The 17,735-nt window shown below is 57.0% G+C and carries 14 protein-coding genes and 3 pseudogenes; 8 read left to right on the plus strand and 9 right to left on the minus strand.

Features of this window, described 5'->3' with window-relative positions; all coding sequences use genetic code 11:
• Positions 1-9: 9 nt before the first annotated feature.
• The 6 genes and pseudogenes from ACTWLJ_RS24945 to ACTWLJ_RS24970 all read left to right on the plus strand — a co-directional run bounded on the left by ACTWLJ_RS24945 (position 10) and on the right by ACTWLJ_RS24970 (position 4,811).
• Positions 10-282 carry a hypothetical protein gene (locus ACTWLJ_RS24945; protein ID WP_445178884.1) on the plus strand — a complete coding sequence of 91 codons (273 nt, stop codon included), beginning with the start codon at positions 10-12 and terminating at the stop codon, positions 280-282.
• A gap of 59 nt (positions 283-341) precedes the next feature.
• A pseudogene (locus ACTWLJ_RS24950) lies at positions 342-1,754 on the plus strand (RHS repeat-associated core domain-containing protein); the annotation flags it as partial.
• A 6-nt stretch (positions 1,755-1,760) separates the two neighbouring features.
• Positions 1,761-2,048, plus strand: a complete 288-nt coding sequence (locus tag ACTWLJ_RS24955) for a barstar family protein (RefSeq protein ID WP_445178885.1) — start codon at positions 1,761-1,763, stop codon at positions 2,046-2,048.
• Between the two features lie 53 nt (positions 2,049-2,101).
• Positions 2,102-3,386 (plus strand): annotated as a pseudogene (locus ACTWLJ_RS24960) (RHS repeat domain-containing protein); the annotation flags it as partial.
• 377 nt (positions 3,387-3,763) lie between these two features.
• Positions 3,764-4,201 carry an SMI1/KNR4 family protein gene (locus ACTWLJ_RS24965; protein WP_445178886.1) on the plus strand — a complete coding sequence of 146 codons (438 nt, stop codon included), beginning with the start codon at positions 3,764-3,766 and terminating at the stop codon, positions 4,199-4,201.
• 112 nt (positions 4,202-4,313) lie between these two features.
• Complete coding sequence (locus ACTWLJ_RS24970) at positions 4,314-4,811, plus strand: hypothetical protein (RefSeq protein ID WP_445178887.1); 498 nt, start codon at positions 4,314-4,316, stop codon at positions 4,809-4,811.
• 71 nt (positions 4,812-4,882) lie between these two features.
• Here the strand turns inward: ACTWLJ_RS24970 and ACTWLJ_RS24975 are convergent.
• A pseudogene (locus ACTWLJ_RS24975) lies at positions 4,883-5,584 on the minus strand (VanW family protein); the annotation flags it as partial.
• Positions 5,585-5,781: 197 nt separating this feature from the next.
• Between ACTWLJ_RS24975 and ACTWLJ_RS24980 the strand changes: the two are divergent.
• Complete coding sequence (locus ACTWLJ_RS24980; protein WP_445178888.1) at positions 5,782-6,591, plus strand: glycosyltransferase; 810 nt, start codon at positions 5,782-5,784, stop codon at positions 6,589-6,591.
• A 356-nt stretch (positions 6,592-6,947) separates the two neighbouring features.
• On the opposite strand, the gene ACTWLJ_RS24985 is transcribed toward ACTWLJ_RS24980, so the two are convergent.
• The 6 genes from ACTWLJ_RS24985 to ACTWLJ_RS25010 form a co-directional block, all read right to left on the minus strand.
• Positions 6,948-7,532 carry a hypothetical protein gene (locus tag ACTWLJ_RS24985; protein ID WP_401211540.1) on the minus strand — a complete coding sequence of 195 codons (585 nt, stop codon included), beginning with the start codon at positions 7,530-7,532 and terminating at the stop codon, positions 6,948-6,950.
• Between the two features lie 84 nt (positions 7,533-7,616).
• Positions 7,617-7,799 carry a hypothetical protein gene (locus tag ACTWLJ_RS24990; protein ID WP_445178889.1) on the minus strand — a complete coding sequence of 61 codons (183 nt, stop codon included), beginning with the start codon at positions 7,797-7,799 and terminating at the stop codon, positions 7,617-7,619.
• An 11-nt stretch (positions 7,800-7,810) separates the two neighbouring features.
• The gene (locus tag ACTWLJ_RS24995; protein WP_445178890.1) at positions 7,811-8,053 is read right to left on the minus strand and encodes a hypothetical protein; all 243 of its coding nucleotides are present in this window, start codon (positions 8,051-8,053) and stop codon (positions 7,811-7,813) included.
• Positions 8,054-8,126: 73 nt separating this feature from the next.
• On the minus strand, positions 8,127-9,194 hold the full coding sequence (locus ACTWLJ_RS25000; RefSeq protein WP_445178891.1) for a lipocalin-like domain-containing protein: 1,068 nt from the start codon (positions 9,192-9,194) through the stop codon (positions 8,127-8,129).
• Positions 9,184-11,655 carry an ABC transporter permease gene (locus tag ACTWLJ_RS25005; RefSeq protein ID WP_445178892.1) on the minus strand — a complete coding sequence of 824 codons (2,472 nt, stop codon included), beginning with the start codon at positions 11,653-11,655 and terminating at the stop codon, positions 9,184-9,186. Before ACTWLJ_RS25005 ends, ACTWLJ_RS25000 begins: the two co-directional genes overlap by 11 nt.
• The gene (locus tag ACTWLJ_RS25010; RefSeq protein WP_401211553.1) at positions 11,652-12,305 is read right to left on the minus strand and encodes an ABC transporter ATP-binding protein; all 654 of its coding nucleotides are present in this window, start codon (positions 12,303-12,305) and stop codon (positions 11,652-11,654) included. Before ACTWLJ_RS25010 ends, ACTWLJ_RS25005 begins: the two co-directional genes overlap by 4 nt.
• Before the next feature lie 139 nt (positions 12,306-12,444).
• Here ACTWLJ_RS25010 and ACTWLJ_RS25015 point away from each other — a divergent pair, with 139 nt between their 5' ends.
• Positions 12,445-14,418, plus strand: a complete 1,974-nt coding sequence (locus ACTWLJ_RS25015) for an alkyl/aryl-sulfatase (RefSeq protein WP_445178893.1) — start codon at positions 12,445-12,447, stop codon at positions 14,416-14,418.
• A 119-nt stretch (positions 14,419-14,537) separates the two neighbouring features.
• On the opposite strand, the gene cysS is transcribed toward ACTWLJ_RS25015, so the two are convergent.
• Both cysS and ACTWLJ_RS25025 read right to left on the minus strand, forming a co-directional pair.
• Positions 14,538-15,920, minus strand: coding sequence for a cysteine--tRNA ligase (gene cysS, locus ACTWLJ_RS25020; protein ID WP_445178894.1), 1,383 nt, complete (start codon positions 15,918-15,920; stop codon positions 14,538-14,540).
• A gap of 21 nt (positions 15,921-15,941) precedes the next feature.
• Complete coding sequence (locus ACTWLJ_RS25025) at positions 15,942-17,639, minus strand: glutamine--tRNA ligase/YqeY domain fusion protein (RefSeq protein ID WP_445178895.1); 1,698 nt, start codon at positions 17,637-17,639, stop codon at positions 15,942-15,944.
• Positions 17,640-17,735 lie beyond the last annotated feature (96 nt).

Below are 17,735 nucleotides of genomic sequence, written 5' to 3' on the forward strand. Positions count from 1 at the left end.
GAGATAAAAATGAACCAATCAGACTTGTACACACTAGCAAAGACCCACGGATTTACCGTAATTACCTTCTCGGACCATCCAGAGTTTTTTTCCTCATGGTCAGTTAACTTGAAAAAAGACGAGCAAAAATTCATGATAGAAAACGAAGGAAGAGATGGGTGGATGATTTTTTACAAAGAAACAGAACCAAACAAATTCAAAGAACTAGACAAAGTAATTTCTCACACCTTTAGCGATAATGAAAAAATAAAACAATGCGATACTTGGCTGAACAGCATCTAACTGGGCAACTAAAATAGCATAATAGAAACAAAAAAAATGGGACAGATTTATTTCCCTAGTTCAGCACCGGTCACGAACAACAACGCCAACCAGGTCTGCTACTCAGCCAATACCAGTACGACGAACAAGGTCGGCTGCAAGCGCACAGCGTCGGTCAACGCGAGAAAAATCTGTTCCAGCGTCGCTACAACTACGATGCCAATGGCAACCTCGCCGGTGTCGACGACAGCCGTAAAGGTAACCGCAGCTATCACTACGACCCGCTAGATCGCCTGATCAGTGTGCGTGGCGCGACACCTGAAGCCTTCGTCCATGACCCGGCGGGCAACCTTCTTGGTCAAAACAACGAAGGCGTGGCCAACCTGGCCAACGTCAAAGGCAACCGACTGCTGATGCAGGGCGACCGCCATTACGACTACGACGCCTATGGCAACCTGCTCCGCGAACGACGTGGCGCCGGCCAGAAACTCGTCACCGAATACCGTTACGACTGTCAACACCGATTGATCGGTGTCAGCCTGCCAAGTGGCAGCACCGCGTCATACAAGTACGACGCCTTCGGCCGCCGCATCGAAAAAACCGTCGACGGCCAGACCACAGAATTCCTCTGGCAAGGCGAACGCCTGATCGCCGAAAGCGCAGACAACCGCTATCGCACCTACATCTACGAACCCGGCACCTTCCGCCCGCTGGCCATGCTCGACGGCGAAGGCCCGCGCAGAGCTACGCCGTTTTATTACCAGTTGGATCACCTCGGCACACCGCAGGAACTGACCGACTACAGTGGCGAGATCATGTGGTCCGCCAAATACCGAGCGTATGGCAACCTGGCAGCGCTGGATGTCAGCGAAATTGATAACCCGCTGCGATTCCAGGGCCAGTATTTCGATGCCGAGACAGGGTTACATTACAACCGGCACCGCTACTACAATCCAGGCACTGGACGGTTTTTGACACCGGATCCGATCAAGCTTGCGGGTGGGTTGAATAGCTACCAGTACGTGCCTAACCCTACGGGGTGGGTGGATCCGTTGGGACTGGCAAGTAAAGAATGTGATGGACCAGAGTCACCAGACAACTCTGCCCACAACGCAGCAAAATACGCTGCGATGAAACGTGACCTTAGAACGACTGAGGCCGCTAACCCTCTAGTTGAAAGCTTACGAGCTAATGGTGAACTCCCTCCAAACTACCTCACTAAAGCTCAGGCCACGCAAAGTGGGTGGAAAAAGGGTAAAGCACTGAACAATAGTGTTTCTGGTGGTCAGTTGGGCGGAGATGTTTTCTATAACGATACCAACGTACTTCCAGCAGCCCCAGGACGTACCTGGTACGAAGCTGACGTCGGCCTCAACAACACAATGTCTCGGAGCAACCAGCCCGGAACCAGGTTACTCTACTCAGATGATGGACTGCTTTACATCACCAGCGATCATTACGACACTGTTAGCCCTATTGGAAAGTGGAAGTGAATAAAAATGATAATTGAACTTGATGGATTGTCCATTTTATCCGAGCAGGATTTTCATAAGCGCATCGCATCTGCCTTTTCCGTTACTCAATACTACGGAAACAACCTTAATGCTCTTTGGGATCTGCTCAGCACCGACGTCGAACGCCCGATTGATTTAGTTTGGAAAAACTCAGAGCATTCAGAAAAAAACATGGGAGACTCTTATAAAAAAATCCTGAAAATTCTTGATCGAGTAAAAAATCAAGACGAGGATTTTGGACTCAACGAAAAATTCAATTACCAATTAGAATAAAAATAGATCATTAACTTTAACAACCCTAAAGGGGACAGATTTATTTTTACCATGAAAATAAATCTGTCCCCTTTTACTACTCCAATTACTACTCTAACGGCCTGATCCAACGGGAAACCGGCTTCGATGGCCGGCGCACCGCGTACGAATACGACCTGCAAGACCGCCTCGTCACCGAACACCAGGGCTGGGGCACTCATGCACTGCCGCCTCCCGGACGGCAGCACGCTCGACTATCGCCATCAACCCGGTGGCCAGCTCAGCAGCATCGACCTCAACGGTTCGCGTCTGACCAGCCACCAGTTCAGCACCGGTCGTGAACAACAGCGCCAGCAAGGCCTGCTGCTCAGCCAATACCAGTACGACGAACAAGGTCGGCTGCAAGCGCACAGCGTTGGTCAACGCGAGAAAAATCTGTTCCAGCGTCGCTACAACTACGACGCCAATGGCAACCTCGCCGGCATCGATGACAGCCGCAAAGGCAATCGCAGCTATCACTACGACCCACTCGATCGGCTGATCAGCGTGCGCGGCGCAACACCAGAGAGCTTCGCCCACGACCCCGCTGGCAACCTGCTCGGTCAAGGCAACGCCCCAGCCGCCAACCTTGCCAACGTCAAAGGCAACCGTTTGTTGATGCAGGGCGACCGGCATTACGACTACGACGCCTACGGCAACCAGATCCGCGAAAGCCGTGGCACCGGACAGAAACTGGTCACAGAGTACCGCTACGACTGCCAACATCGCCTGATCGGCGCCAGCCTGCCGGGTGGCAGCACCGCCAGCTACAAATACGACGCCTTCGGTCGGCGCATAGAAAAAACCGTCGACGGCCAGACCACAGAATTCCTCTGGCAAGGCGAACGCCTGATCGCCGAAAGCGCAGACAACCGCTATCGCACCTACATCTACGAGCCCGGCACCTTCCGCCCGCTGGCCATGCTCGACGGCGAAGGCCCGTTGAAAGCGACACCGTTCTACTACCAACTCGACCACCTCGGCACACCGCAGGAACTCACCGACTACAGCGGCGAGATCATGTGGTCCGCCAAATACCGGGCCTACGGCAACCTTGCAGCGCTGGACGTCGCAGAAATCGACAACCCACTGCGCTTTCAGGGTCAGTATTTCGATGCCGAGACAGGGTTACATTACAACCGACACCGCTACTACAATCCGGGTACCGGACGGTTTTTGACCCCGGACCCGATCAAGCTTGCGGGTGGGTTGAATAACTACCAGTACGTGCCTAATCCTACGGGGTGGGTTGATCCGTTGGGGTTGGAAACCTGTCCAGGAGGGACAGGCTGCGAAGTTCCTGCGTCGTTAGAGGAACCTGCTGCAAAAGCCAAAGTCGATACAGGGGAACCCGAAGCGCCATCATCGACAGGGTATGGTCCCAACGACCCGGCTGTAAGAATTGAAGGTGACTGGTCCACGAATGATCTAAAACAAGCATTACTTGGCCACCCACCAAAAGGTCTTGGGAGCCCTGATGTTCATCATGCTGATCAAATGCCTGGTTCAGCTATTCACGAAATCTTGCCCGCAGAGCATCGTGGAAACAAAGCACTTCACCCCAATAAATTCAATCAAGGAGTAACTCCTGAGATGAGGGACCAGGACCGAAAACTTCACTGGTGGTATCGTGCTAGAGAACAAGGCGCAGATAAAAAACTACCCGACTGGATTTACGACAAACAAGGTCCTAAACAATGAACATCATTGATTTCGAAAAGATTGTTGAAGAAAAAAAATCAGCTAATCCAGTTTGGTTTGGCTTAGACCCAGCACCGCTTGCAAGCGAAGACGACATAACATCCGCTCAAAAAGAACTAAAAGTTATTCTTCCCATTGAATACAGTCAATTCGTGACACGATACGGAGGAGGATATTTCGCATTCGGTATTGTGTACCCCCTAGACAGCAGTAGCGACTTTAGCCTTTTGAATATAAATAAAAGAGAACTAAGACTACGGGGGAATTATATTTTATTTTCAGAAAATGGCAGCGGTGATTATTATGGATTCAAAATCACAGAAGGCCAATGTTCATCCGAGGTGTATTTTTTCGACCATGAAAACGGTGAGTGGAAACCAACCAAACACGAAAATCTGTTTAGCTTTCTCAGTGAAATCGCACTTTCTAATTAGACAAAGGGAATTTATTTTCTGAAAACCAAAAAAACAACCGTTGGCGACATAGTGCTCATACCTCTCACCAAGGGTTTCAAACCAGCGAAGGTTTTGTTTGTAGGTAAAAACCATGAATAAACATGTAGTCACTCTTTCAAATGGTTGGACTGCCACATTCGAAAATAATGGTGAGTTCCGCATGGGGGCGGAAGGCTGGGGTTTACTTTTACAAGGCCCCGACAGCAAAACAATCCGATATTTTACAGATCAGATTATATTGGTAAATGATGACGACGGAACTCGCGCCAATGCCTGTATCCATCTATCAACCGACGGTAACTACGGTTATTTTTGCACAGCGGTTGATAGCTGCTGGGTGATTGATTTTAAATGCGCCATGATCGCTCCCCATCGAGTAAGCATCCATCACTACCATGAAGTCTACGACGAGAGTATCGCACTTTACGAGCAACCAGCATTCAAACGTGTGCGCCAGTATATCAGTGTTATAGGAAAACACATTTATCTAACGTTCCCTTTTACCAAAGATGAGGATTTTCCTAAAGTATGGAATGAGTATGTATCGATACGTAGACGTCAACTGGACGAACTCTATTTTAGAAATTGATCGGGAGAAGCATCCAACCATGTGCTCCAGGACCAGGCTAATTGGCAACATAAGTCTTGTTGGGTATACCTCTATTCGATCACCTCCTCCCCAACTTCATACTTAACCACCACCCGATTCCGATAAAGCCTCTCCCGCCTAACCAATTACCCAACCTGCCCCTTCTCCCTCACCTCCCGCCAAATCTCATTCTCCCGATACACCCGCCCCTGCTCCCATACAAACCGATGCTCCAACTGAAATACGTGATACCGAAAATCCCGCACCCGCTCACACAACAACTCCCCTTCCAGCTGCGTTTCCCCCACATTCAACTTCAGCTGAAAACTCCGGTCCGTCGGGTTATGCAGCACCAGATCAATATAGTTGTAGAAAATCGCCGCACCGGACCCAAACGGCAGCACGCGTCCCTCATCAGGAAACGGGTCGAAGCTGTGGTTGGAGCGTTCGACTACCACCAGCGGCGAGTGAATGGCCATCCAGTGAATCAGGTTGCTCAGTTGGCAAATGCCGCCGCCGACGCCACGTCTGGCTTCGCCGAAGGACAGTTCCATGCCTTCGACATAGCTGCGTTTGCGTGTTGGCCGGCCGACCAGGCGGCAGAAGGAGAAGTATTCCCCGGGGTCTATGATGACACCGTCGATGGCGGCGACCGCGAGTTTGAGGTTGATGACTTTGTTGTGTTGCAGGGCGAGGTCGGAGTCGCCGAGTTTGCGGATCAGTTTCGAGGTGTGTTTGAGGTAGCGGAACGGCAGCCGGCTGGCGGCGTCCCTGATTTGCAAAATGGCGCGCGTTTTAGCCTGTAACCAGCGGCAATGCGCGCCCGTTCCTGCCGCGCCACCTCGGTTGCACCTGGACACAATCTACCCGCTCAGATACCTGAAAATTAAGCTTGAACTAAGGTTGCCTCGCTACCCTCCGCAGACAGAAACACCCGTCGCCCTTTAATCTGCGGATGAGCCTTCAAAACATGAGAGAGTTTGATTTACCAGCCAAACGACAAGCTGAATTCAGTCTTGTATTGGTAAATTACAAAACCCCGGACATTACCAGGATGTGCCTGGAGCTGTTGCGCCAGCATGTGAAGGATCACCGCATTCCGGTTTGGGTTGTCGACAATGACTCGGCGGATGAAAGCACCCATTACTTGCGTTCCCTCGACTGGATCAATCTGATCGAACGTCCCGCCCCGAGCAAAGAAGCCGGTCATATTGCCCACGGAAAAGCGCTGGATCTGGCTTTGGAAAAGGTTGAAACCGATTATCTGTTTCTGTTGCACACCGACACTTTTGTCTACGACAAGAACATCTTCGAGTTGATGATGCGTGAATGCACGAAGAGTCCGGATATTGCGGCGGTCGGTTGTGTCGAGCAACTTGATCGTGGTCTTTTTCGCGATACATGGCGATTGAGTTCGCGCTTCTGCAAACACTATTTCCGCCGCGCTAAAAAAATCGTCGGACTGGCCGGCAAAGAGCCGAAACCGTACCGCGAAACTCACCTCAAGAGCTTCTGTACTCTGTGGAATGCCCGGTTGATTAAAGCCAAGGGCATGCACTTCTGCATGGACGAGCGGGTTCCCGGCTACACCTTGCAGGACCGCATGCTTGGCCTCGGTTTCGCAGTTAAGTTCTTGTCGCACCGGACGATTTTCCGCTATCTGGATCATATCCAGTCAGGCACGGTGGCCGCTGCCGGCAGCTATGGAACACATCACCGACGCACGAAGATGTATCAGGAAACGCTCAAGCGCATTCAGGCGCAGCAAGGCATCGGCTAGGCAGGCAATAATTAATAGGCGAGTTAAATCTGCGCAATAAAAAAGGCGACCATTTGGTCGCCATTTTTTGTATACAAAACTTGTGAATCCTCCCAACGGAGGTGTTCGCCCAGTGTAATGGCCTGGCAATCCATGCACCGGTAAAGAGCCCTGACACTGGGCGAACGGGAAGGATTTTAATAGAAGTTGGCGGTTATGTCCTCATACGGAAACATAAAAATTATGTACGAATGAGTTAATAGATATTTATCGAAGAATTCTTTCGCCAAACTTTCAAAATCAACAGAACGACCTCTTAGTATGATTGTTCTCATACATCAAGCTGTACAAGAACAATCATTCTGTAGAGTTAATACTCAGCTCTCATGCTGACTGGTCACTTTTAATACATCGGTGTAAGTGACCACTACGCTCTGACCAATTTTAAGATCTTTCAGTTTGGCCTGAATTTCCGGCTTCTTGACGTCGAGGGTCTTCGAAACGCCAGCCGGGTTTTCCAGGGTCACCTGGTTTTTCGCCAAATCAATTTTGGTGATTTTCAGTTGCACCTGAACCTGACGGAAAGCTTCGCCGCCCGGGTTTTCGCTGCCTGGAGCGTTGCGCAATTCGCCAGTGCGCTCGGTGGAGCCTGGCAGACCTTTATCCACATCGGTGTCGAGGTAAGCGGCGACGGAATGTTGCACTTCGACGTTGACCTGGTCGCCGACTTTCAGGTTTTGCAGGTTTTTCGCTTTGTCGCTGAGCTGGACGTGTACCTGACGGCCTTCGGCGCCTTCGAGCACGACCTGGTGTTTGGCGGCATCGACAGCCAGTACTTTGGTGGTGACCTGGTCCGCTTCGATGGCGGCGGACAGCGGGATATCAGCGGCAAACGCAGCGAGGCTGGTGGCGGACAGAACGGTAGCGAGGGTGATGGCCTGAGCCAGTGCGTGGAGCTTCATAAGTACTTTCCCTGTGATGAAAATGGCAGCACTCATCGCCAAAGCGTCTTCGGCGATGAATGTGCCACTGAGCATAGACGCTGTTCAGGGCTTGGCTTTGGTTTCTTGCGCGGCAGTGTCCTGGGCGGTGGATTCACCACTGGCGGTGCCTTTGCCGCTGTCCTTGCGTTGTTTGGGATCGGTAGGCCGCAACGCGTCGTTGTCGCGCTCGGTCTCTCCCGGTGGCCGTGGCTCGTCAGGATGTTCGTTGGTGGAGACTGGCTTCATGGCGATGCTCCTCAGGCTTCAGGGTCGTCGAGTTCGCGGGTGACGTTCACAGCGGGCGAATCCTTGTGCAGATCAGCGGCCTTGGCGCGCAGGATCTGCCATTGCTCAAGGTCGATGGCGCCCAGCCCCAGCAAATCGTCGGCGATGCGTTGCAGGTCCAGGTAATGCGAGTCGGGGGATTGCTGCCAGTAGGTCTCGTCATCGAACAGGCGTTGCCAGGAGGCAAGGTCGGGCGGTTGCAGGTCGTCGCTCATGGAGAAATCCTCGACAAGGTTCCTTGGTAGAGGATGACTACGGCAGCAGAGTTCCAACACGATTCCTGCAGGCTCAGTAGCCAGTCATTTCCAGATAACCCTGCCCGCCTTGGCTGCCGCTGATGCGCACCGGGCCTTCCCAGTAGGGAATGCGCAGGTTCATCCAGGCATTCGGGTTCAGCGCTGCAAGACTGATATCGAGGTGTTTGTCGGGAATGCTGATCGACCAGCGCACCGGCATCTTGCGCCCGGCGACCGTGGTTTCATCCTGCGGCACGAGTTTGATCTGTTCGGCGTGCAGCGTTTCGGTCTGGCCGTCGGCGTTGATCCATGTGCCTGTCAGGTACGGCGCACCGTCCTTCTGGCGCATGCGATAGAGCATCAGATGCGCGCCGCTGTCCAGATGCAGGGAGAACCAGTCCCAGCCAGTCTGGTTGGCCGTCAGCGGCTGGCTGCTCCATTCGCGGTCGAGCCAGGCCGGGCCGCTGACGGTGTAGGTCTGACCGTCGATCTGCAAGGTGCCGCTGGCCTGAAAAAACGGCTGACTGTAGTAATACGAGGCCTGGCCCTGCTCGGATTTCTGGCTGAAACCTTTGTCACCCTGCAACACCAGTGGGCGGCTAGAAGTCAGGTGCAGTTGATAGCTGAAGGATTTGTCCGTGGCACTCAGTTGCAGATCGGTCAGCGGGTCGCTGGCCTGACTGCTGAATAGCCAGTCATCGATCCACGCGTCGAACGGCGCCAGCCGCACACCGGCCTGACCGACGCCGCCCCGGGCATAACGCTCGGCAGCGTGATGGACGCTGGCCGAAGTCACTGCCGCATGGCCAAGCCAGATGGTCTGATTGCCCCAGCCCGCTTGCTCCGGCACCGCTTTGAGGGCGCTGCGAAACAGTGTCCATTGCACACCGAAATCGTTGCCCTGTTGATCCTTGAGATTGGCGGTGACGTACCACCATTCGATGCGGAAACCATCGTGCGCGCCGTGATCCTCCGGAAAGCTGAACACCCGCCCCGGCACCACCGGCGTGAACGATTGCGCCTGATTGCCCAGACCGGCGAAACCCTTCTGCTGCGGCGCAGACTGATCGCAAGCGCTGAGCAAGATCACCAGCAGCACCACAACGAGGTTAATCCTCATGGGCAAACGTCCTCAGCAGATCCGCCGGTTGCGTGCGGTACAGCGAATACAGCGGCCACGCCGATGCGAGTAACGTCGCCAACAGCGACAGGCCCAGCAGTTGCAACACCTGCCACGGAAACACCCGCAATGGCAGACGCCAGCCGAACGCCTGCACATTGATCACCGTGTCCAGACACCACGCCAGCGCGATCCCCAGCGGCAACGCCAACACCAAGGTCAGCACCGCCAACAACCAGGTCTGGCCGAGGTTGAGCAACATCAACTGACGTCGCGTCACCCCCAATGCCCACAGCGGTGCGAGTTGACCGAGACGGCTCTGACTCTGGGTCAGCAGACTGATGAACAACGCCACACCGGCCACGCCAAGCGTCAGGCTGTTCAGCGCTGCCGTCGCGGCAAACGTGCGCTCGAACACCTGAACCGACCAGCCCTTGAGCCGCGCCTGATCGACGATGCGGCTGTCATCGAGCTGAAAACGTGCCTGCAATGCGCTCAACAACGGCGGGATATTCTGCGGATCGATGCGCAGGTTAAAACGGTTCGGGGTCAGTTGCGGCCAGACGCGCAGCAGATGATTGCTGTTGACCAGCACATGGCCCTTGGGATTGCCGTAATCGGCGTAGATACCGGCGATGCGCGGCGTCCACGGGCCGCTCGGCGTGGGGATTGTCAGGTGATCGCCGGCCTGCACCTTCAGGCGTCGGGCGAGTTGTTCGCTGAGCATCACCGCGTCATCCGCTGCCAGATGCGCCCACGGATCGCCGCCACTCGCATCGAGCAGCGGCCAGTGCTGGCGATAGTACGAATGATCGATCACCCCGAACACATCCGCCGGCCAGCCTTGCAACGTCACCGCTACCTGCCAGTTGGGCAGCACCGCCGTCACGTTCGGCTGTTGTTTGAGCCAGCTGTACATTTCGCGGGCCTGTGCCGGATTACTCGGATTGAGGTAAAGCTCGGCACTCAGACGCTGTTCGAGCCAGTCATTGAAGGTCTGGCGAAAACCGGCAGTCATGCTCCCCGCACCGATGTTGGCGGCCAGCGCCAGCAACAGCGCCATCAGGGCCAGGCTCAACGCGGGCAGTTGCTGGCGGCAGTCCGCCAGAAACCATTGGCCAAGCACCGAGCGGCTGCGCCCGAGCAATTGATTCAGCACCGCGCTGAGCAGCACCGGCAGGGCCAATGCGGCGCCGAGCAACAACCCGGCCATCAACACAAAACCGCTAGCCAGACTGTCGCCGAACACCCACGCCGCCAAGGCAATCACCGCCAACGCAGCGGCCAGCCAACCCTGACGTCGCAGCCAGTGCGCAAACTGCTGATGCCAGGCCTGTGGATCAGCCACTGCGAGTAACGGCAAACGCGCCGCCCGCAACAGACTGGTGGTGCCAGCCAGCAAAGCGCCAAACAAGCTCAAGCCGATGCCGCTGAACCACCACCACGGACTCAAACGCAGCTGCCCTGCCACTTCCGCGCCATACAAACCGCGCAGACTGGCGGCGACATCCGGCAGTAACACACTCGCCAGCCAGTAACCGCTGAGCACACCAAACAGTCCGCCAACCAACGCCAGCGCGCCGAGTTCGACGATCAGACAAGCGATCAACATTCGCGCGCTGACACCGCAGGCGCGTAGCGTTCGCAGCAGGCCACGGCGTTGCTCGAGCGCCAGGCCAATCGCCGCGTGGACGATGAACAGCCCGACCACGAACGAAAGAAATCCGAGGGCATCCAGATTGAGATGAAAGCTCTCGGTCAGCCGCGCCAGATTGTTTTCTTCGGCACTACTCTTGAGCTGCAACTGGCCTCTGAGCGCGTCCGGCAATTCGCGGTGAAAGTCCCTGGGCAGCAACAGCCGCGAGAGTTGCCCAGGCTGTTCAAGCAGGGTTTGCGCGACACCGATGTCCACCAGCAACACGCCCGGCGCCATGTCCTTTTGCGCCACCAGCGGCGGCAAGGTCTGGCCATTCGCGGCCAGCGGCGTGGCGCCTTGTTGCAGGTGCAGCGCTTGCAGGGTCTCGGGGAAAATCCACGTGCTGCCCGGTGGCGAGAAGAATTCAACCACGCGCTCGATTGGCAATGTTTGCCCGGCCACGGCAGAGTCGGCGGGCAATGACACCGGTTCTATGCCCATCAGTTGCAAGCGCTGGTTTTCGTTCCCCTTGAGAATCAATCGACCTTGCAACACCGGCGAAACCGGCCAGCCCTGACGGCGCAGATCAATGAACCACTGCTGCGTGAATGTCGCGCCGCTCGGTGTTCCAAGACTCGCCTGCGGTTCGCCGCCGATCAGTTGACTGGCCCGGGCGTAGCTGTCACGCGCCTGACTGTTAAGAGCCTCGACCCCGGTCAGCAGGCTCGTGGCCAGCCACAACCCGGTCAGCACGCTGAAAAACTGCACCGGATGGCGCCGCCAATGGCTGAACAGCGCGATCAGGGTCTGCCAGAAAACGATCACGTCAACCGCCCGCTCGACAACACCACCCGCTCTGCAAGTCGTGCGGCGACTCGCGGACTGTGCGTCACCATCAGCAACGTCGTCGGGGTGTCGTCGAGCAGTTCCAGCAACAGGCGCAGCACTTCATCGCTGGTGGCTTCATCGAGGCTGCCGGTGGGTTCGTCGGCCAACAGTAATTTCGGTTGCGAGGCCAGCGCCCGGCCCAGCGCAACCCGTTGTTGCTGGCCGCCTGAAAGTTGCTCGGGATAACGATTGAGCAATTCGCTCAGTCCCAGACGCTGCACCAGATGCCGCAGCCAGCGCGCATCATGCCGACCCGCCAGCCGTGCCTGAAACGCCAGATTGTCTTCGACGCGCAGGCTGCCGATCAGATTGAACTGCTGAAACACCAGACCGATTTCCGTGCGCCGCCAGTTCGCCAGTTGCCCTTCGTTCATCTGCTCCAGCCGATGCTCGCCACTGTGAATGCTGCCGCGATCGACCTTGTCCAGCCCGGCGATCAGGTGCAGCAACGTGCTTTTGCCACTGCCCGACTCGCCCATCAGCGCCAGACTGCTACCGGGGGCCAGCGTCAGATCGACGCCTTGCAGCACCGGCAACGGGCCTTGGGGAGTGGCGTAGCTTTTGAAGACGCTGCGAACCTCAAGCATGGGCAAACCTGATCAATGAACGTGAGCCAAGGATAGCGGCCCTGAATGAATTTTGTCCGTTGACGATCATCGCCCGATCCGAACGCCGCCCTACCCTCCGAGACTGGTCCCACCCATAACGATAAAAACCGGAGACACCATGCCCCGTTTCATTTTGAGCCCTCGCGGTCTGCTGGCCTGCCTGATCACTGCATGTCTGAGTCAGGCGGTAATCGCCGCCGACGCACCGGTCGCCCCCAGCGCGCAAACTGCCGCCAATAACAGCGCGGTATTGAAGCAACTGCCGTTCACCGACCGCACCGATTTCGAGTCCGTCAGCAAAGGCCTGATCGCGCCGTTCAAGGGTCAGATAAAGGACGCCGCCGGCAACGTCATCTGGGACGTGCAGGCCTACGATTTCCTCGCCAAGGATCAGGCCCCGGAATCGGTCAACCCGAGCCTGTGGCGTCTCGCCCAGCTCAGCGCGCATGCCGGTCTGTTCGAAGTCAGCCCGAAGCTGTATCAAGTGCGCGGCCTCGATCTGGCGAACATGACCATCATCGAAGGCGACGACGGGCTGATCATCATCGACCCGCTGACCATGGCCGAAACCGCCAAGGCTGCGCTGGATCTGTACTACCAGAATCGCCCGCACAAACCGGTAGTGGCGGTGATTTACAGCCACACCCACGTCGACCATTTCGGCGGGGTGCGCGGGGTGATCGACGAAGCCGACGTCAAGGCCGGCAAGGTCAAGGTGTTCGCGCCGGCAGGCTTCATGGAACACGTGATGAGCGAGAACGTGTTCGCCGGCAACGCCATGAGCCGCCGTGCGCAGTACCAGTTCGGCAGCCTGTTGCCACGCGGCGAGAAAGGCCAGATCGATGCCGGTCTGGGCAAGAGCACGCCGACTGGCGGCACCATCACGCTGATCCCGCCGACCGACCTGATCAGCAAGGAACTGGAGACCCGCACTATCGCCGGTGTGCAAGTGGAGTTTCAACTGACGCCGGGCACCGAAGCGCCGGCTGAAATGAATATGTACCTGCCCGAATTGAAAGCCCTGTGCATGGCGGAAAACGCCACACAGATGATGCACAACGTGCTCACACCGCGTGGCGCGCAAGTGCGTGACGCCAAGGCCTGGTCGCAATATCTGGACGACAGCCTGGCGCGCTACGGCAACAAGGTTGATGTGTTGTTCGCTCAGCACAACTGGCCGACCTGGGGTGGCGAGCGCATCCGCACCTTCCTTGCCGATCAGCGCGACATGTACGCCTTCCTCAATGACCGCACCCTGCACCTGCTGAACCAGGGCCTGACGCCTCTGGAAATCGCCGATGCAATGAAAAAATTGCCCGGTGACCTCGACCAGAAGTGGTACACCCGTGGCTACTACGGTTCGTTGAGTTTCAACAGCCGCGCGGTGTATCAACGCTACATGGGTTTCTATGACGGCAACCCGGCCAACCTCAATCCGTTGCCACCGGTAGACAGCGCCAAACGCACGGTCGAAGCCATGGGCGGCGGCGCGGCGGTGCTGGAGAAAATGCGCGCCGCGATGGCCAGCGGCGACTATCGCTGGGCGGCGCAACTGGGCAACAACCTGCTGTTCGCCGAGCCGGACAACGCCGATGCGCACAAGGCCCAGGCCGAGACGCTGGAGCAGTTGGGTTATCAGAGCGAAAACGCCACCTGGCGCAACATGTACCTGACCGGCGCCATGGAACTGCGCAACGGCGTGCCTGCGCATGCCGGCACTTCGGTGTCGATCGACATGGTGCGGGCGATGAGCCCGGAGATGTTCTTTGATTATCTGGCGGTGCGTCTGGACAGTGACAAGGCTGTCGGCCACGACCTGACACTGAACTGGACGTTCGACGATCAGAACAAGGACTTCAACCTGACCTTGCGCAACGGCGTGCTGACCCATCGGGCCGGTCTCAATCCAGCGGCGGATGCGGGCGTGAGTCTGAGCAAGGACACGCTGGAGAAGATCAGCCTCAAGCAACTGGATTTCCCGACAGCGATGCAGAAGGGTTTGATCAAGATTCAGGGAAATGGCAAGAAACTTGGGGAGTTGATGGGCAGCCTCGATACGTTTGGGCCGCAGTTCAATATCGTCACCCCTTGAAGATCAAAAAACCCTCACCCGAACTTTCTCATGCAGGTAGAGAGGGCTGGTGAGGGGCTTTTCCCATTCCCAAACAAAAACCCGCACAAGGCGGGTTTTGTCTGTAACGAGTGCAGCTATCAGTCAGCCAGACGCCAGGTCGTGCCGCCCTTGCCGTCTTCCAGCACCACGCCCATGGCGGTGAGCTGGTCGCGGATGCGGTCGGATTCGGCCCAGTCCTTGCCGGCCCGAGCCGCCAGACGCGCAGCGATCAGCGCGTCAACTTCGGCTGCATCGACACGCCCTTCGGCGCCGGCTTGCAGGAAGTCATCGGCTTCGAGCTGCAACACACCCAGCACGCTCGCCAGTTCTTTCAGGCGCGCCGCCAGACCTGCCGCCGCATCGAGATCGCTCTCGCGCAGACGGTTGATCTCACGGACCATCTCGAACAGCACCGCGCAGGCTTCCGGCGTGCCGAAGTCGTCGTTCATCACTGTGGTGAAGCGCTCGACGAACGCTTCGCCGCCAGCCGGTGCAACGCTCGGCAGACCTTTCAACGCGTGGTAGAAACGCTCGAGTGCACCTTTGGCGTCCTTGAGGTTGTCTTCCGAGTAGTTGATCGCGCTGCGGTAGTGGCTCGACACCAGCAGGTAACGCACGACTTCCGGATGGTACTTTTCCAGCACGTCGCGAATGGTGAAGAAGTTGTTCAAGGACTTGGACATCTTCTCGCCATTGATGCGAATCATGCCGCAATGCATCCACGCGTTGGCGTAGGTCTTGCCGGTGGCCGCTTCGCTTTGGGCGATTTCGTTTTCGTGGTGCGGGAACTCGAGGTCGCTGCCGCCGCCATGAATGTCGAACGTCTCGCCGAGGCAGCAGGTGGACATCACCGAGCACTCGATGTGCCAGCCCGGACGCCCGGCGCCCCATGGCGATTCCCAGCTTGGCTCGCCCGGCTTGGTGGCTTTCCACAGCACGAAGTCGAGCGGGTCCTGCTTGGCTTCGTCGACTTCGATCCGCGCACCGATGCGCAGGTCTTCAATCTTCTTGCGCGACAGCTTGCCGTAACCCATGAACTTGGCGACGCGGTAGTACACGTCGCCATTGCCCGGGGCGTAGGCGTAACCCTTGTCGATCAGCGTCTGGATCATGCTCAGCATGCCCGGAATGTGATCGGTGGCACGTGGCTCCATGTCCGGTTTCTTGATGTTCAGGCGCGCTTCATCTTCGTGCATCGCGGTGATCATGCGCTCGGTCAGCGCGTCGTACGGCTCGCCGTTTTCGCGGGCACGATTGATGATCTTGTCTTCGATGTCGGTGATGTTGCGCACGTAGGTCAGGTTATAACCGCTGAACCGCAACCAGCGGGTCACCAGGTCGAACGCGACCATGCTGCGGCCGTGGCCAATGTGGCAGTAGTCGTACACGGTCATCCCGCAGACGTACATGCGCACATTGTTGCCATCAAGCGGCTTGAAGACTTCTTTGCTCTTGGTGAGCGTGTTGTAGATCGTAAGCACGTTGGTTTCCTTGACGCTAAATCACTGGCCCCACGAATCACGCAGGGTCACGGTACGGTTGAATACCGGCTGACCTGGCTTCGAGTCCTTGATATCCGCAACGAAGTAGCCTTCGCGCTCGAACTGGAAACGGTCTTCCGGCTGTGCATTGCCAAGCGATGGCTCAGCACGACAACCGGTCAGCACTTGCAGTGAGTCAGGGTTGATGTTGTCGAGGAAACTCGCGCTGTCTTCAGCCTTCTCAGGGTTGGCCGAACGGAACAGGCGATCGTACAGACGCACTTCGCACTCGACGCTGGCAGCGGCCGGCACCCAGTGGATCACGCCTTTGACCTTGCGGCCTTCAGGGTTCTTGCCGAGGGTTTCCGGGTCATACGAGCAACGCAGTTCGACGATGTTGCCATCGGCGTCCTTGATCGCTTCGTCGGCACGGATCACGTAGCTGCCGCGCAGACGCACCTCACCGGTCGGCTCCAGGCGCTTGTAGCCCTTTGGCGGCTCTTCCATGAAGTCGTCACGGTCGATGTAGATTTCCCGGGCGAATGGCAGAGCGCGCACGCCGAGGTCTTCTTTCGGGTGACGTGGCAGTTCGAGGTTCTCGACCTGACCTTCCGGGTAGTTGGTGATCACGACTTTCAGCGGACGCAGCACGCACATGGCACGCGGGGCGCTGTGGTCGAGGTCGTCACGGATGCTGAATTCGAGCATGCCGAAGTCAACCACGCCGTCGGAACGGTTGGTGCCGATCATGTCGCAGAAGTTGCGGATCGATTTCGGCGTGTAGCCACGGCGGCGGAAACCCGACAGCGTGGACATGCGCGGATCGTCCCAACCATTGACGTGTTTTTCGTCAACCAGTTGCTTGAGCTTGCGCTTGCTGGTGATGGTGTAGTTGAGGTTCAAACGGCTGAACTCGTACTGACGCGGATGCGCCGGCACTGGCAGTGCGTCGAGGAACCACTCGTACAGCGGACGATGGCTTTCGAATTCCAGGGTGCAGATCGAGTGAGTGATGCCTTCGATGGCATCCGACTGACCGTGGGTGAAGTCGTAGTTCGGGTAGATGCACCACTTGTCGCCGGTCTGGTGGTGATGCGCATGACGGATGCGATACATGATCGGGTCGCGCAGGTTCATGTTCGGCGAGGCCATGTCGATCTTCGCGCGCAGGACGCGAGCGCCGTCCGCGAACTCACCGGCACGCATGCGGGCGAACCAGTCGAGGTTCTCTTCAACCGAACGGTCGCGGAACGGGCTGTTCTTGCCCGGCTCGGTCAGGCTGCCACGGTATTCCTTGGCCTGCTCGGGGGTCAGATCGTCAACGTAGGCCTTGCCGGCCTTGATCAACTCGACCGCCCAGTCGTGCAACTGGTCGAAATACTGCGAGGCGTAGCGCACTTCGCCGGACCATTCGAAGCCCAGCCATTTGACGTCGCTTTCGATCGCGTCGATGTATTCCTGGTCTTCCTTGGCCGGGTTAGTGTCGTCGAAACGCAGGTGCGTGACACCGCCGAACTCCTGGGCCAGGCCGAAGTTCACGCAGATCGACTTGGCGTGGCCGATGTGCAGGTAGCCGTTTGGCTCAGGCGGGAAACGGGTAACGATCTGGGTGTGCTTGCCCGAGTCCAGGTCTGCCTGGATGATCGGCCGCAGGAAGTTGACCGGCACGGCGGGGCCGGACTTGGCATTCGAGGTAGGGTCGACAGTGGGCTTGCTCATAGGATCCTTGACTTACATGTGCGCGGCCGCAGAGGGGGCCAGACAAAACAAAGCCGCTATCATAGCCGATGCTGTCAAGGGGCTGACAGAGCAGGC

Source organism: Pseudomonas sp. McL0111, from assembly GCF_052567255.1.

Excerpts from the sequence above, each read along its gene's own strand:
- ACTWLJ_RS24965 (WP_445178886.1), top strand. The coding sequence starts at position 3,764 with ATGAACATCATTGATTTCGAAAAGATTGTTGAAGAAAAAAAATCAGCT.
- ACTWLJ_RS24980 (WP_445178888.1), top strand. The coding sequence starts at position 5,782 with ATGAGAGAGTTTGATTTACCAGCCAAACGACAAGCTGAATTCAGTCTT.
- ACTWLJ_RS24955 (WP_445178885.1), top strand. The coding sequence starts at position 1,761 with ATGATAATTGAACTTGATGGATTGTCCATTTTATCCGAGCAGGATTTT.
- ACTWLJ_RS25000 (WP_445178891.1), bottom strand. The coding sequence starts at position 9,194 with ATGAGGATTAACCTCGTTGTGGTGCTGCTGGTGATCTTGCTCAGCGCT.
- ACTWLJ_RS24945 (WP_445178884.1), top strand. The coding sequence starts at position 10 with ATGAACCAATCAGACTTGTACACACTAGCAAAGACCCACGGATTTACC.
- ACTWLJ_RS25015 (WP_445178893.1), top strand. The coding sequence starts at position 12,445 with ATGCCCCGTTTCATTTTGAGCCCTCGCGGTCTGCTGGCCTGCCTGATC.
- ACTWLJ_RS25010 (WP_401211553.1), bottom strand. The coding sequence starts at position 12,305 with ATGCTTGAGGTTCGCAGCGTCTTCAAAAGCTACGCCACTCCCCAAGGC.
- ACTWLJ_RS24995 (WP_445178890.1), bottom strand. The coding sequence starts at position 8,053 with ATGAGCGACGACCTGCAACCGCCCGACCTTGCCTCCTGGCAACGCCTG.
- ACTWLJ_RS24990 (WP_445178889.1), bottom strand. The coding sequence starts at position 7,799 with ATGAAGCCAGTCTCCACCAACGAACATCCTGACGAGCCACGGCCACCG.
- ACTWLJ_RS24970 (WP_445178887.1), top strand. The coding sequence starts at position 4,314 with ATGAATAAACATGTAGTCACTCTTTCAAATGGTTGGACTGCCACATTC.
- ACTWLJ_RS25025 (WP_445178895.1), bottom strand. The coding sequence starts at position 17,639 with ATGAGCAAGCCCACTGTCGACCCTACCTCGAATGCCAAGTCCGGCCCC.
- ACTWLJ_RS24985 (WP_401211540.1), bottom strand. The coding sequence starts at position 7,532 with ATGAAGCTCCACGCACTGGCTCAGGCCATCACCCTCGCTACCGTTCTG.